At 70.3% G+C, this 14,645-nt stretch carries 12 protein-coding genes; 6 read left to right on the top strand and 6 right to left on the bottom strand.

Annotation, left to right across the window (positions count from 1 at the left end):
• Window positions 1-72: 72 nt before the first annotated feature.
• Window positions 73-1,452, bottom strand: a complete 1,380-nt coding sequence (locus tag QDS12_RS22050) for an FAD-dependent oxidoreductase (protein ID WP_279883183.1) — start codon at window positions 1,450-1,452, stop codon at window positions 73-75.
• The gene (locus QDS12_RS22045) at window positions 1,449-1,922 is read right to left on the bottom strand and encodes an Lrp/AsnC family transcriptional regulator (protein WP_279883181.1); all 474 of its coding nucleotides are present in this window, start codon (window positions 1,920-1,922) and stop codon (window positions 1,449-1,451) included. Before QDS12_RS22045 ends, QDS12_RS22050 begins: the two co-directional genes overlap by 4 nt.
• 200 nt (window positions 1,923-2,122) lie before the next feature.
• Between QDS12_RS22045 and QDS12_RS22040 the strand changes: the two genes are divergently transcribed.
• From QDS12_RS22040 to QDS12_RS22015, 6 genes are all read left to right on the top strand, one after another.
• Window positions 2,123-3,295: a spermidine/putrescine ABC transporter substrate-binding protein gene (locus tag QDS12_RS22040; RefSeq protein ID WP_279883178.1), complete on the top strand. Its 1,173-nt coding sequence runs from the start codon at window positions 2,123-2,125 to the stop codon at window positions 3,293-3,295.
• Window positions 3,279-4,427, top strand: a complete 1,149-nt coding sequence (locus tag QDS12_RS22035; protein WP_279883176.1) for an ABC transporter ATP-binding protein — start codon at window positions 3,279-3,281, stop codon at window positions 4,425-4,427. Before QDS12_RS22040 ends, QDS12_RS22035 begins: the two co-directional genes overlap by 17 nt.
• Window positions 4,427-5,332 (top strand): ABC transporter permease, encoded by a 906-nt coding sequence (locus QDS12_RS22030; RefSeq protein ID WP_279883174.1) that lies wholly within the window; start codon window positions 4,427-4,429, stop codon window positions 5,330-5,332. Before QDS12_RS22035 ends, QDS12_RS22030 begins: the two co-directional genes overlap by 1 nt.
• Window positions 5,329-6,153: an ABC transporter permease gene (locus QDS12_RS22025; RefSeq protein ID WP_279883172.1), complete on the top strand. Its 825-nt coding sequence runs from the start codon at window positions 5,329-5,331 to the stop codon at window positions 6,151-6,153. Before QDS12_RS22030 ends, QDS12_RS22025 begins: the two co-directional genes overlap by 4 nt.
• A complete protein-coding gene (locus QDS12_RS22020) occupies window positions 6,153-7,556 on the top strand; it encodes an FAD-dependent oxidoreductase (RefSeq protein WP_279883170.1) in 1,404 nt (467 codons plus the stop codon). Before QDS12_RS22025 ends, QDS12_RS22020 begins: the two co-directional genes overlap by 1 nt.
• Before the next feature lie 89 nt (window positions 7,557-7,645).
• Complete coding sequence (locus QDS12_RS22015) at window positions 7,646-9,223, top strand: calcium-binding protein (RefSeq protein ID WP_279883168.1); 1,578 nt, start codon at window positions 7,646-7,648, stop codon at window positions 9,221-9,223.
• Between the two features lie 139 nt (window positions 9,224-9,362).
• On the opposite strand, the gene QDS12_RS22010 is transcribed toward QDS12_RS22015, so the two are convergent.
• The 4 genes from QDS12_RS22010 to QDS12_RS21995 form a co-directional block, all read right to left on the bottom strand.
• Window positions 9,363-10,763: an aspartate aminotransferase family protein gene (locus tag QDS12_RS22010; protein WP_279883166.1), complete on the bottom strand. Its 1,401-nt coding sequence runs from the start codon at window positions 10,761-10,763 to the stop codon at window positions 9,363-9,365.
• Window positions 10,764-11,266: 503 nt separating this feature from the next.
• Window positions 11,267-12,604, bottom strand: coding sequence for a 4-aminobutyrate--2-oxoglutarate transaminase (gene gabT / locus QDS12_RS22005; RefSeq protein ID WP_279883164.1), 1,338 nt, complete (start codon window positions 12,602-12,604; stop codon window positions 11,267-11,269).
• A 76-nt stretch (window positions 12,605-12,680) separates the two neighbouring features.
• The gene (locus tag QDS12_RS22000; RefSeq protein WP_279883162.1) at window positions 12,681-13,736 is read right to left on the bottom strand and encodes a M36 family metallopeptidase; all 1,056 of its coding nucleotides are present in this window, start codon (window positions 13,734-13,736) and stop codon (window positions 12,681-12,683) included.
• An 82-nt stretch (window positions 13,737-13,818) separates the two neighbouring features.
• The gene (locus tag QDS12_RS21995; protein ID WP_279883160.1) at window positions 13,819-14,622 is read right to left on the bottom strand and encodes an alpha/beta hydrolase; all 804 of its coding nucleotides are present in this window, start codon (window positions 14,620-14,622) and stop codon (window positions 13,819-13,821) included.
• Window positions 14,623-14,645: the final 23 nt, after the last annotated feature.

Here is a 14,645-nt window from a genome sequence, read left to right as displayed (position 1 = left end):
GGCAGCGCAACTGGTTTATCCGGTCGCCGCGCCGGACCACCCCGACGCGACCCGGAACAGGACCCGGCGGCCTCAGTGGCCACCCAGCAGCGGCGCCATCGCCCGAGCGGCCAGCGACGGACGACGGGTCAGCCGCTCCTCGGCGTCCGCGAGCGTCATCGTCCGCAGACCGGTGTTGATGCCGAGCCAGCGCAGCGGCTCGGGCTCCCAGCGCGGCGAGCGGTGGCCGACCCACGGAAGCATGGTGAGCGCGGTCGACTGCTCGAGCACGAGGTCGCGCAGCGTGCGGCCGGCCAGGTTCGTGGTGGTGACCCCGTCGCCGACGTACCCGCCGGCCCACCCGAGCCCGGTGGCGCGGTCGAGCCCGACCGAGGCGCACCAGTCGCGGGGGATGCCGAGCGCGCCGCCCCACGAGTGGGTGACCTTCGTGCCGGCGAGCACCGGGAACAGGTCCAGCAGCGTCGCGTAGAGGCTCGCGAACACCCGCTCGTCGCGGTCGTGCGCCGGCTCGATCCGGGACCCGAAGTGGTACGGCGCCCCGCGGCCGCCGAACACCAGCCGGTCGTCGGCCGTGCGCTGGCCGTAGACGATCAGGTTGCGGTGGTCGCTGAAGGTCTCCCGACGCGCCAGCCCGATCTCGTCCCAGAGCGCCCCCGGCAGGGGAGCGGTGGCGATGATGAGCGAGTAGACCGGAACGACGGCGCGCTCGAGGCCGCGGATGCTCGGTGTGTAGCCCTCGGTGGCGCGCACGACCACGTCGGCCGTCAGGGTGCCGCGCGGCGTCACGACGCGGTGCGGCTCGATCGCGGTCACCGGCGTCTGCTCGTGGATCGTGACGCCCCGCGCCTCCACGGCACGCGCCAGCCCCCGCACGAGCTTGGCGGGGTGGATGGCCGCGCAGTCGGGCGTGTACGTCGCCCCGAGCGTCCCCGCCGCGTCGACGACCGCCCGGGCCTCCGCCTCGTCCAGCAGCCGTATGTCGTCCTCGCCGCGCCCCCACGAGCGCGCATCGGCCACCTCGGCGCGTGCGCGGGCGAGCTGCGGCGCGGTGCGGGCGAGCACGATGGTGCCGCCCTTGGCGATGTCGGCGTCGATCCCCTCGGCGGCGGCCGCCCGGATCACCTCGTCGACGCTCGCGCGCATCGCCTGGTGCTGGGCCAGCGCGGTCTCGCGCGACCCCATCCGGGCCAGCGTCGCCAGCGACGCAGGGAAGAGCGCCGAGGCCCAGCCCCCGTTGCGGCCGGAGGCGCCGAACCCGGCGATCTCCTTCTCCATGACGGCGATCCGCAGGTCGGGGCGCGCCTCGGCCAGGTAGTAGGCGGTCCACAGCCCGGTGAAGCCGGCGCCGACGATCGCCACGTCGACGGTCGTGTCGCCGGGGAGCGCCGCGCGGGGTTCCAGCGGGTCGCCGGCGGTGGCGTGCCAGAGCGAGAGGCCGGCGTACGGGCTCATCGAACGCCCCACGAGTAGGTCTGCTTGCGCAGGCGCAGGTACATGAACGTCTCGGTGGCGACGACCCCCGGGATGGTGCGGATGCTCTCGGAGATCAGGTCCAGGAGGTGCTCGTCGCTCTCGGCCACCACCTCCGCCAGGAGGTCGTAGGAGCCGGCGGTGATGACGACGTAGTCGACCTCGTCGAGCGCGGTGAGCGCGTCGGCGACGGGGTCGAGCGGCCCGGCCACGCGGATGCCGACCATCGCCTGGCGAGCGAAGCCCAGCTCGAGCGGGTCGGTCACGGCGACGACCTGCATGACGCCGGAGTCGATCAGTCGCTGCACCCGCTGGCGTACGGCGGCCTCGGACAGCCCGACGACCTTGCCGATGGAGGCGTAGGACCGCCGTCCGTCCTGCTGGAGCTGCTCGATGATCGCCTTCGAGACCTCGTCCAGGCTCACCGACGACTTGTTCCGGGGGCGCGTCATGGGCGTCAGTGTCCAGGCTGGGTCAGCCAGGGTCAAAGGTTTCGATGCGTGGCGCAGCGGATTTCGCCAGTCGCCGGCCGACGCGACGACGTAGTTCGTTGCATTCGTGTTTCGCGACCACGGATTCCCTTGCCTCACTTGGTGAGCCGTGACACGATCCCGGCACCCGGTGAGGCGGCCGGGTTGGAAGGAGGTGCGCCGTGGGCGGGAATGGCCTGAGCCGCAGGGGATTGATCAAGGGGGCCGGCGTCACCGCGTTCGGAGTGGCGAGCCTCGCCGTGCTACCGCGGTTCTCGACGCCGGACCTCAAGCAGGACCCGACGTCGTGCCGGGCGACCGACCGGTCGGCGACCGACAAGCGGCTGGTGGTCTCCAACTGGCCGGCCTACATCGACGAGGACGACCCGAAGAACAACGTCACGTCGACGCTGACCGACTTCCAGAAGCGGTACGGCATCGACGTCAACTACGTCGCCGACGTCAACGACAACAACGAGTTCTTCGCCAAGGTCAAGAACCAGCTCGGGGCCTGCCAGTCGACGGGGCGTGACATGTTCATGCTGACCGACTGGATGGCCGCCCGCATGATCGGCATGGGCTGGATCCAGAAGTTCGACAAGGCGAAGGTCCCGAACCTCGACAAGAACCTCATCTCCTCCCTGCAGGGCGTGGGCTGGGACCCGAACCGGGACTACTCGGCCCCGTGGCAGAGCGGCTTCACCGGCATCGCCTACAACAAGAAGCTGGTCAAGGAAGTCCGGACGATGGACGAGCTGCTCACCCGGGACGACCTGCGCGGCAAGGTCACGATGCTGACCGAGATGCGCGACACGATGGGGCTGATGCTGCTCTCCGAAGGCAAGGACCCCAGCAAGTTCACCAACAGCGACTGGGAGACGGCGCTCGACAAGGTCAAGGCCGCTCGCGGACGCGGCCAGATCCGCGCGTTCACCGGCAACGAGTACCTCAACGACCTCTCGGCCGGGAACATCGCCGCCTGCGTCGCCTGGTCCGGCGACATCGCGGCGGCCGAGGACGACAACCTCGTCTTCGTGAGGCCGGAGGAGGGCCTGATGATCTGGTCGGACAACATGATCATCCCCAACCTCACGCCCCACCAGGCCAACGCCGAGAAGTGGATCAACTTCTACTACGAGCCCGCGATCGCGGCGAAGCTCGCGGCGTACGTCTGGTACGTCTGCCCCGTCCAGGGCGCACAGGCCGAGATGGAGAAGGTCGACCCGACGCTGGTCGACAACCCGCTGATCTTCCCGAGCCAGGACTTCCTCAAGGCGACGCACAGCTTCATGGCGCTCGACGAGGCCACCATGCGGCAGTACGAAGGAGAATTCAACGATGTCATCAGTGGCTGACGGCGGGTCCGGTCGCGACCTGCGCCTGACCGGGCTGCGCAAGGAGTACCCGAACGGCTTCGTGGCGGTGCAGTCGCTCGACCTGGAGATCCCGCAGGGCAGCTTCTTCGCCCTGCTCGGCCCGTCGGGCTGCGGCAAGACGACGACCCTGCGCATGGTCGCGGGCCTCGAGACCGTGACGCAGGGGTCGATCACGATCGGCGACCAGCAGATCACCCACGAGAAGCCCTACCGCCGGCCGGTCAACACGGTCTTCCAGAACTACGCGCTCTTCCCGCACCTGACCATCGCGGAGAACGTCGCCTTCGGCCTCAAGCGGCGCGGCGTCAAGGACGTCAAGGGTCCGGTCCGCGACATCCTGGAGCTCACCGAGCTGACCCCGCAGGCCGGCAAGCGGCCGGCCCAGCTGTCCGGGGGCCAACAGCAGCGGGTCGCGCTCGCCCGCGCCCTCATCAACCGGCCGGAGGTGCTGCTGCTCGACGAGCCGCTCGGCGCCCTCGACCTCAAGCTGCGTCGCGCGATGCAGCTCGAGCTCAAGCGGATCCAGACCGAGGTCGGCCTCACCTTCGTGCACGTGACGCACGACCAGGAGGAGGCGATGACGATGGCCGACACGATCGCGGTCATGAACGGCGGCATCATCGAGCAGCTGGGCAGCCCGACCGAGCTCTACGAGAACCCGAAGACCACCTTCGTGGCCAACTTCCTCGGTCAGTCCAACCTCATCGGCGGCACCGTCGTCGGCGTGGAGGACGGCCAGGTGCGGGTCGACATGCAGGGAACCGTCGTCTCCATCCCGATCGAGCGGGCGCACACCGCCAACACGGCCGGCACGCCGGGCTGGGTCGGCATCCGGCCCGAGAAGGTCCTCATCGCACCGGAGGGTGAGCCGATCGACGCACCCGGCAACCACATGACCGGCGCCGTCGTCGTCGACTCCAGCTTCATCGGCGTCTCCACGCAGTACGTCGTCAAGATGCCGTGGGGCTCGGAGATGATCGCCTTCGAGCAGAACACCGGCGCGCGCGGCCTCCTCGCGCCGGGCACCAAGGTCGACGTCTCGTGGCGCCCGGAGTTCGCCTTCCTGCTCGACGCCAGCCAGGACGTCGGCGCGGGCATCGAGGAGGACTGATGGTCGCCGTCACCCCTGAGCAGGCGCCGCCCGCCGGCGCGGCGGAAGGGCGGGACAAGCCGCGTCGGAAGCTGACCGGCTACTGGCTGGTCCTTCCCGCAGCGGTGTGGCTCGGGCTGTTCTTCGTCGTCCCGTTCTACTCGCTGCTGGCGACGTCGCTGTTCGACCCGAACGGTTCGGTCCTCACCGGCTACGACGTCACCTACCACTTCCGCAACTTCGTCGACGCCCTCGCCGACTACTGGCAGCCGTTGGTCCGCTCGCTGGGCTACGCCGCCCTGGCGACGTTCTTCTGCCTCGTGCTCGGCTACGTGCTCGCCTACGCGATCGCGTTCAAGGCGGGCCGGTGGAAGAACCTGCTGCTGGTCATGGTGGTGGCGCCGTTCTTCACGAGCTTCCTCATCCGCACGCTGTCGTGGAAGCTCATCCTCGGCGACAACGGCTGGGTGGTGAACACGCTCCAGGCCGTGCACATCCTGAGCGCCGACGGGCGGTTGCTCGCCACCCCGGTCGCGGTCATCGCCGGACTCACCTACAACTTCCTGCCGTTCATGGTGCTGCCGCTCTACGCCTCGCTGGAGAAGATCGACGGGCGCCTCATCGAGGCAGCCGGCGACCTCTACGCCTCGCCGGCCCGCGCGTTCTTCAAGGTGACCTGGCCGCTGTCGCTGCCGGGCGTCGTCGGCGGCACGCTGCTGACGTTCATCCCGGCGGCCGGCGACTACATCAACGCCTCGCTGCTCGGCAGCCCCAACCAGCGGATGGTCGGCAACGTGATCCAGGACCTTTTCACCACCACCGGGGACTATGCCGCCGCCGGCGCGCTCTCGGTGATCCTCATGGTCATCATCCTGGCGCTGGTGCTCTTCTACATTCGCCGGGTCGGAACGGAGGAGCTCCTGTGAACGGGTTCTCGCGCCTGGGCCGATGGGTCAACGACCACCTGGTCCTGCTCCTGGGCCTGCTGGTCCTGGTCTACATGTACATCCCGAACGTCATCGTCGCCCTGATGTCGTTCAACGACAGCAGCCACGCTCGCAACCTCTACCGGTTCCAGTCCTTCACCTGGGACAACTGGCTGCACCCGTGCAAGCCCGCCGGCATGTGCGAGGCGGTGGGCAAGAGCATCGAGATCGGGCTCCTGGCCACGGTGATCTCCACCGTGATCGGGACGCTCGCCGCGTTCGCGCTGGTCCGCCACCGGTTCCACGGGCGCGGCTCGATGAACCTGGTGCTGTTCCTCCCGATGGCCTCGCCCGAGATCGTGATGGGCTCCTCGCTGCTCGCCCTCTTCGTCGCCTCCGGCTTCGGCGGCCGCCTCGGCACGGGCACGATCCTCATCGCGCACGTGATGTTCTGCCTGTCGTTCGTCGTGGTCACCGTGAGATCCCGCCTGGCGGGGCTGGACGAGAACCTCGAGCAGGCGGCGATGGACCTCTATGCCACCGAGTCGCAGACGTTCTGGAAGGTGACCTTCCCGCTCGTCTTCCCGGGCATCCTCGGCGCGGCCCTGCTGGCGTTCAGCCTGTCCTTCGACGACTTCATCATCACGAACCTCAACGCCGGCCAGACGGTCACGTTCCCGATGTTCGTGTGGGGCTCGGCGCAGCGCGCGGTGCCGATGCAGGTCAACGTCGTCGGCACGCTGATGTTCCTGATCGCCATCACGGTCGTGCTCACCGGCGAGATCCTCTCGCGCCGTCGGTCGCGGGCGTTCGCCGCCTGATGCATCCCGCACTGGCGCAGGCCAGGCCGATGCCGTACTGGCTCGACGACCCGGCGCGCCCCGACCCGCTGCCGCCCCTGAGCGACGCGGCCGAGGCCGACCTGGTCGTCGTCGGCGGCGGGTACACCGGTCTGTGGACGGCCCTGCTGGCTCGTGAGCGGTTCCCGTCGCGATCGGTGCTGCTGCTCGAGGGCGGGCGGTGCGGCGACCAGGCCAGCGGGCGCAACGGCGGCTTCGCCTCGGCGAGCTTGACCCACGGCTTCTGGAACGGCCTGTCGCGGTGGCCCGACGAGCTGCAGACGCTCGACCGGCTGGGGGAGGAGAACCTGGCGGCGATCGGCCGCACCGTGGAGCGGCACGGGATCAACTGCGACTGGCGGGTCACCGGTGAGCTCTCGGTCGCGACGCGTCCCCACCAGGTCACCGAGCTGACCGAGCTGTCGGAGGAGATGCGGGCGCGGGGCGTCGAGCACACGCTCCTCGACCAGGCCGGCGTCCGGGCGCTGGTCGACTCGCCGACGTACGTCGGCGGGCTGCTCGAGCCGCACGGCACCGCGCTCGTCGAGCCGGCCCGGCTGGCCTGGGGTCTACGTCAGGCCTGCCTGGACGCCGGCGTGGTCATCCACGAGGGCACCCGCGTGACCGCGCTGGACCGCGGTGCCGCCGGCCTGCGGCTGGAGACGGCGTCGGATGCCGGCCCGGGCGGCTCGGTGCGCGCAGGCCAGGTCGCGCTGGCCACCAACGCGTTCCCGCCGCTGCTGCGGCGGCTCTCGCTGATGACGGTGCCGGTCTACGACTACGTCCTGATGACGGAGCCGCTCACCGCCGAGCAGATGGCCGCGATCGGCTGGTCCGGCCGGCAGGGCATCGGGGACTCCGCCAACCAGTTCCACTACTACCGCCTCACCCGGGACAACCGGATCCTGTGGGGCGGCTACGACGCGGTCTACCACTACGGATCCCGGATCTCCCCGGAGCTCGAGTCGGCGGGGCCGACCCACGACCGGCTGGCGCGGCACTTCTTCGAGACGTTCCCGCAGCTGGAGGACGTGCGCTTCACGCACCGCTGGGCCGGCGTCATCGACACCTGCACCCGGTTCGCGGCGTTCTTCGGCACCGCCCTGCGCGGAGACGTCGCCTACGCCCTCGGCTACACCGGCCTCGGTGTCGCGGCCACCAGGTTCGGCGCCCAGGTCATGCTCGACCTGCTCTCCGGCGAGGAGACCGAGCGGACCCGGCTGGAGATGGTCAGGTCGAAGCCGCTGCCGTTCCCTCCGGAACCGTTGCGCTGGACCGGCATCAGGCTCACGACCCGTTCGCTGGCGAAGGCCGACGCCGACGGGGGCCGGCGCAACCTGTGGCTGCGTGCCCTCGACCGCGCGGGGCTCGGCTTCGACAGCTAGCCCGCTCGACGGTGGGTCCTGCCGTTCCTCTGACGGCGTGGGCGATGCGTGGTGAGATGTGCCGACCCACCGTCGTCGGAAGGCCCCTGATGTCCCGAATCCTGCGCACCGCCGGACGTGCGGCCGTCGTGGTGGCCGTCGTCCTCGTCGGCACGCTGTTCGTGTCCGCCCAGGCGCAGGCCTACACCGCCCGCGGTGAGCGCTGCACGATCGTCGGGACCAAGCACGCCGACGTCCTCGTCGGGACCAATCGGCGCGACGTCATCTGTGGTCGCGGCGGCAACGACGTCATCCGTGCCCGCGGCGGCAACGACGTCGTCGACGCCGGGCCGGGCCGGGACCGCGTCGACGGCGGAACCGGAGCCGACCAGCTGCGCGGTCGCTCCGGGGACGACACGATCCTCGGCGGCGCCGGGCGCGACCACCTCTACGGCGACGCCGGGAACGACGACCTCGACGGTGGCCCGGGCGCCGACGTGCTCACCGGCGGGCCCGGGACGAACTGGTGCGGCAACGACCCCGCCGACGCCGGGTCCCAGTGCAAGCACGACACCGCTGCCCCCGTGATCGTGTCCGCCCAGGTGCTGCCGACCACCGTGGACGTCGGCAGCGGCCCGGAGGACGTTCTCGTCCGCGCCCACATCACCGACGACACGGGTGTCGCCTGGGTGCTCGGAGGCCTCGGCATCGACATCCACGTGGACGAGCTCAGGCTCGTCTCGGGGACCGTGCGCGACGGCTGGTGGCAGGCCCAGGCGCACCTCGACCAGTGGACGGCGCCCGGCACCTTCGCCCTCTCGATCAGCGTGAACGACTGGGTCGGTCACAACACCTTCCGCAACCCGCTCGGGACGCTCCGGGTCACCAACAGCCACCCGGACCTCACCCCACCAGCGGTGGTGCAGCTGCTCAGCCCCGCGGCCGGCGCGACCGTCGACGTCCGTACGGCGGCCCGCACCCTGACGATCAGCGCCCGGGTGACCGACGCGGACAGCGGCGTCACCTACGTCGGCGTTGGCGCCAGCTATCGCGGATCGGACGGCTACTGGAGCGGCGGCACCACCATGGAGGAGGCCGCCCTGACCCGCGGCACCGCGGCCGACGGCGTCTGGACCGGGTCCGTCACCATCCCACGAGGCTCGATCGGTGGGACGTGGAACATCACCGTCGCCACCGTCGACCGGGCGGGGCGGCAGCTGACCTACCTCGGTCCCGACGCCTACGCGGACGAGACCACCGACGGCCGCGTCTCGCCCAATGCGGCACTCCCCGGTGGGGCCGGCGCGATCACCGTTCTCGGCACGTCCGACACCCATGCCCCGCAGCTCGTCTCGGCGTCCGTCGATCCGACTCAGGTCGACACGCTGAACGGCCCGGTCTCGGTCCACGTCAGCCTCCACGTCACCGACGTCGAGGGGGTGACCGAGGTGCAGGCATCGCTGCTGAACGCCGAGAACCTCGGCGCGCCGGGCGGCTCCCTGGTCCTCGCCAGCGGCACCGCCCGGGACGGGATCTGGACCGGAGACGTCGTCCTGCCCGCCGGCACGCCACCGGACACCTACCGCTTGGGCGCCATGCTCGTCGACCTGACGCACCTGACGTTCTACGGCCCCGGCTACATCCCGATCCCCGGTGCTCCCCAGGTCGTGGTGGTCCCCTCGCCGTGACGTCGTTCCGGCGAGCGCGTCGCCAGGTTTTTCTCGGCGACCCCGCGGCGGCCGGCTCGGGCGTCCCACTGGACCCCGAAATGCCGAGTCGGCGCCTCCTCGCAACGGGAAGCGAGGAGGCGCCGACTCGGGGGTCCGGTCAGAGCAGGCTGTAGGCCTTGTCGAGGACGACGCGCAGGATCTGCTCGATCTCGTCGAACTCGCGCTGACCGACGATCAGCGGCGGCGAGAGCTGGATGACCGGGTCGCCGCGGTCGTCGGCACGGCAGTAGAGGCCCTCCTCGTAGAGCGCCTTGGAGACGTAGCCGTAGAGGATGCGCTCGCACTCGTCCTCGGTGAAGGACTCCTTGGTGTCGCGGTCCTTCACGAGCTCGATGCCGTAGAAGTAGCCCGAGCCGCGGACGTCGCCGACGATCGGCAGGTCCTTGAGCTTCTCCAGCGTCGACCGGAAGGCGGCCTCGTTGCTCGACACGTTCTCGAGCAGCTTCTCCTCCTCGAAGATCTCGAGGTTCTTCAGCGCGACAGCGGTGGACACCGGGTGGCCGCCGAAGGTGTAGCCGTGGGCGAACATCTGGCCGTCGGCCAGGAACGGCTCCATCAGCCGGTCGGAGGCGATCATCGCACCGAGCGGGGCGTAGCCCGAGGTGAGGCCCTTCGCCGAGGTGACGATGTCGGGCTCATAGCCGAACTTCTGGCCGCCGAACCACGTGCCGAGCCGGCCGTAGGCGCAGATGACCTCGTCGGAGACCAGCAGGACGTCGTACTCGTCGCAGATCTCGCGCACGCGCTGCCAGTAGCCCGGAGGCGGCGGGAAGCAGCCGCCGGCGTTCTGGACCGGCTCGAGGAAGACGGCGGCGACGGTGTCGGGCCCCTCGTTCTCGATCGCGACGGCGATCTGGTCGGCGGCCCAGCGGCCGAAGGCCTCCGCGTCGGAGCCGTCGAGGAGGCCGCCGGTGATCGAGTCGGCCCGGTAGGTGTTGGTGTTGGGCACGCGGAACGTGGACGGCACGAGCGGCTCGAACTGCTGCTTGAGACCCGGAAGGCCGGTGATCGACAGCGCGCCCTGGGTGGTGCCGTGGTAGGCGATCGCGCGGCTGATCACCTTGTGCTTGAGCGGCTTGCCGACGAGCTTGTAGTAGTTCTTGGCGAGCTTCCACGCGGTCTCGACGGCCTCGCCGCCGCCGCTGGTGAAGAAGACGCGGTTGAGGTTGCCCGGCGCCAGGTTGGCCAGCTTCTCGGCCAGCTCGATCGCTGCCGGGTGGGCGTAGGACCACAGCGGGTGGAACGCGAGCTGCGAGGCCTGCTTGGCGGCGGCCTCGGCGAGCTCGGTGCGGCCGTGGCCGACCTGGTTGACGAAGAGGCCGGCGAGTCCGTCGAGGTACTTCTTGCCGTGGGCGTCGTAGATGTAGGCGCCCTCACCCTTCACGATGATCGGCACGTCGGCGTTCTCGTACGACGAGTGCCGCGTGAAGTGCATCCAGAGGTGGTCCTTGGCGGCCTGCTGCAGGTGGGGCAGGTCGGCGGTGTAGTCCGGGTCCATGGGTCCCATGGTCCCTGCCCGATGCGTGAGATGCAAGTGATTCCGTCGTCTGAGTGCCGATCTGACGACGAAATCAGTTGTGACAGCCGCGTAACGCTTCCCGGATTACCCGCGTTTGCTCTATCTGAGCACGTCTTCCACTCACTAGGCTCCGAGCAAACGGTGGTGGCGACACCCACACCCACCGACGTCCACCCCGACATTGGCCTTCCCGCCCCTCGAGATGGGCCTTCCCGCCCCTCGAGATTGGCGTTCTTTGCCCGTCGAGATTGGCGTTCTTGCCCATCGAGTTGGGTTGTCCTGCCTGCTGAGTTCGGGGTTCTCGCCCGTCGCGCGGGTGGCCTGCCATCCCAACTCGCAGGGCGACAAGCCCGAACTCGACGGGCGACAAGCCCGAACTCGACGGGCGACAAGCCCGAACTCGACGGGCGACAAGCCCCAACTCGACGGGCGAGAAAGCCGATCTCGACGGGCGGGAACGCCGATCTCGGGGAGGTGAGGGGTCAGGCGGTGGCGGAGAAGGCCTCAGCGACGACGTCGAACGCCTCCTGGAGGAGCTCGTCGGAGATCGACAGCGGCGGCAGGAAGCGGAAGACGTTGCCCCAGGTGCCGCAGGTGAGGACGACGACGCCCTGGGAGTGGCAGTACGCCGCAACGCGGGCGGTCCGCTCGGCGTCCGGCTCGAGGGTGCCCGGCTGGGTGAGCTCGATGGCCATCATCGCCCCGCGGCCGCGTACCTCGGCGATGACCGGATGGGCGTCCTTCAGGGCATCGAGGCGGGTCTGCATGAGGGTGCCGATCTCGCGGGCGCGGCCGGCCAGGTCGTGGGTCTCCATCTCCTCGATGGCGCCGAGCGCCGCGGCGCACGCGACCGGGTTGCCGCCGTAGGTGCCGCCCAGGCCGCCGCCGTGGACGGCGTCCATGATGTCGGCGCGGCCGGTGACCGCCGCCAGCGGGAGGCCGCCGGCGATGCCCTTGGCGGTGGTGATCAGGTCGGGGACGACGCCCTCCTCGTCGACGGCGAACCAGCTCCCGGCACGGCAGAAGCCGGCCTGGATCTCGTCGGCGACGAACAGCACGTCGTTCTTGGCGCACCACTCGGCGATCGCCGGGAGGAAGCCGGGGGCGGGCACCACGAAGCCGCCCTCGCCCTGGATCGGCTCGATGACGACGCAGGAGAGGTTCGTGGCGCCGACCTGCTTCTCGATGACGTCGATCGCGCGGGCGGCGGCCTCGGCGCCGGACAGGCCGTCGCGCAGCGGGTAGGACATCGGCGCGCGGTAGACCTCGCCCGCGAAGGGGCCGAAGCCGTGCTTGTAGGGCATGTTCTTCGCCGTCATCGCCATCGTCAGGTTGGTGCGACCGTGGTAGGCGTGGTCGAAGACCACCACCGCGTCCTTGCCGGTCGCGACGCGGGCGATCTTCACCGCGTTCTCGACGGCCTCGGCGCCCGAGTTGAACAGCGCGCTCTTCTTGGCGTGGTCGCCGGGCGTGAGCTCGGCCAGCTTCTGCGCCACGTCGACGTAGCCGTCGTAGGGCGTGACCATGAAGCAGGTGTGCGTGAACGCCGCGAGCTGGGCGCTCGCCCGCTCGACGACCTTCTCCGCCGCGTTGCCGACCGTGGTCACGGCGATGCCGGAGCCGAGGTCGATGAGGCTGTTGCCGTCGACGTCGACGATCACGCCGCCGCCGGCGGCCACGACGAAGACCGGCAGCGTCGTGCCGACGCCGTCGGCGACGTACGCCTTCTTCCGGTCGAACCGCTCGAGCGATCCCGGGCCGGGGATCGCGGTGACGAGCTTGCGCTGCTGGGGGAGGGCCGGGCCACCGAATTCCGTCATGGCGACAGCGTATGACGACTGGATCCGTCTGTTGAAGCCACCGAGCGCTTCGGATCCGGCGGATCTGCGGTCGACATCAGAACGTGATGCCTCGAGCGGCGAACGCGGCGCGGACCACGTCGGCCGCCGCCTGCCCGTCGCGGCGCAGCGCCGTGGCGTACGTCGTCGCGGCGGCCGCCGAGAAGGACGTGTCGGGCGCATAGCCGAACTGCGAGTCGATCAGCGTCGTGTCCCAGGCCCGGGTGCTCAGCCCGAGTGCCTGGTAGCCCAGCCGGCTCTCCCACAGCGCCTGGCTCCAGATCTGGCCGTCGAAGTGCACCTCGCCGATCCGGTCAGCGACGGTCAGGTTCTCGTGCAGCGTGCGCAGGCAGTGGGGCGCGGCGGTGTAGGAGATCGAGTCCCAGTCGGCGACGCAGGCGGGGTCGGTCCGCACCGGCCAGCCGAACTGTGCCGCCGCATCCAGTCCGACGGTGACCCCGAGGTAGTCACCGAACGCCTCGCCGATGGAGCCGGCGTCGAGGGAGGTCCCGAACCCGGGGACCTGGCTCGCGTGGACGGCGTGCCCGTACTCGTGCACGATCACCTCGGCGTCCTCCGCGTCGTCGACGCCGCCCTTGCCGAGCCGGACGCGGTAGGGCTTGTCGGTCATGTAGGAGTTGTCGCCGCCGTACTGGTCGACCTTGACGTCGAAGGGCTGGTTCAAGACGCCGGGCAGCCTCTCGCCGAAGCCGAGCTCGTGCAGGTAGGTCTGCGCCTGGGTGACCCAGAAGTAGGCCATGGTCTGCTCGAACTGGTCGTCGTGCCGGTTGTAGAGGAACTCGTTGGACTTCGAGAACGCCGGCGTGCCGGTGCTCGACTGGACGACCGCGTAGTCGCCTCGCAGGTAGCCGGAGCCGTCGAGATGGGTCAGCGGCACGACGACGTAGTCGCTCGCCGGCACCGAGGTGGCGGAGTCGTTGTCGTCCGCGAGCGACTGGTCGCCGCTGGACTGGACCGGGTTGACCATGAAGATGCGCGCGGAGCCCGTCGACGACCCGCTGCCCGGTTTGGTCGCCCCGGCCGGAGCCGTGACGCCTGTCGCGGCGACCGCTGCCGCCGCCAGTCCGATGGTCCAGATCCGCAGTCGTGCCATGGCCACGCGCCCTCTCGGCTCGCCGGCTCCCGATGGCCGGGTGGACGGCATTCTGATCCCGGAGGTGCCCCGAGCGCCAGGGTCAGGGCAGGTCGGGTTCCGCCGACGGCGCCCGGCGGACCGGCAGGGCGGTCATCGGCGGCACCGGACCGCGCAGGAACTCGCCGATCAGCTGACCGACCAGCGCCGGCTTCTCGAGCGGCACGGCGTGCGACGTGCCGGGCACGATCGCGAGCTGTCCGGCGGGCAGGGACAGGTAGAGCGTGACCGTGTGCTCGAGGCTCACCATGTCGTCGTCGCCGGCCAGGACCAGCGTGGGCGTCGCGACTGCGGCGAGGTCGGCGGGTGCCAGGGTCGGCTCGGTCCGGGCCATCTCCAGGAACTTGGCGTGCACGACCGGGAAGTGGTCGCGTCCGTCGGGGGAGCGACGGCCGTATGACTCGGCCATGGCGCCGGCCAGCCCCGATCCCTCGTCGTCCGTGCCGCCGAGGACGATGCCGTCGTAGTGGAAGTTGGTGCCGATCAGCACCTGTCGGCCGATGAGGTCGGGTCGTCGCCTGCTGGCCAGGAGCGCGGCGATCCCGCCGTCGCTCCAGCCGACCAGGTGGACCGGACGGCCGAGGAGCTCCACCACGCCGATCACCTCGTCGGCCATCGACTCGTAGTGGAACGGCTCGTCGGTGTCGGCGGTGTAGCCGTGCCCCTTGCGGTCGAACGCGGCCACCTCGTACGTCGATACGAGCGGTGCCTCGAGCGCGTCGAGGAGCTCCTCGCTGCAGCTCAGGCCGCCGTGCAGGAGCAGCACGACCTCCTCGCCGCTGCCGGAGCGGCGCAGCCATGTCGCGTGCCCGTCGATGTCGACGTACTCCGTCGTGACCTCGGCCATGACGCCACCGTAACCACGCCCGC

The organism is Nocardioides sp. CER19, from assembly GCF_029846275.1.
GTDB lineage: Bacteria > Actinomycetota > Actinomycetes > Propionibacteriales > Nocardioidaceae > Nocardioides.
The sequence above is the reverse complement of the archived record's forward strand: the minus strand, read 5'-3'. Positions and strand labels throughout refer to the sequence as shown.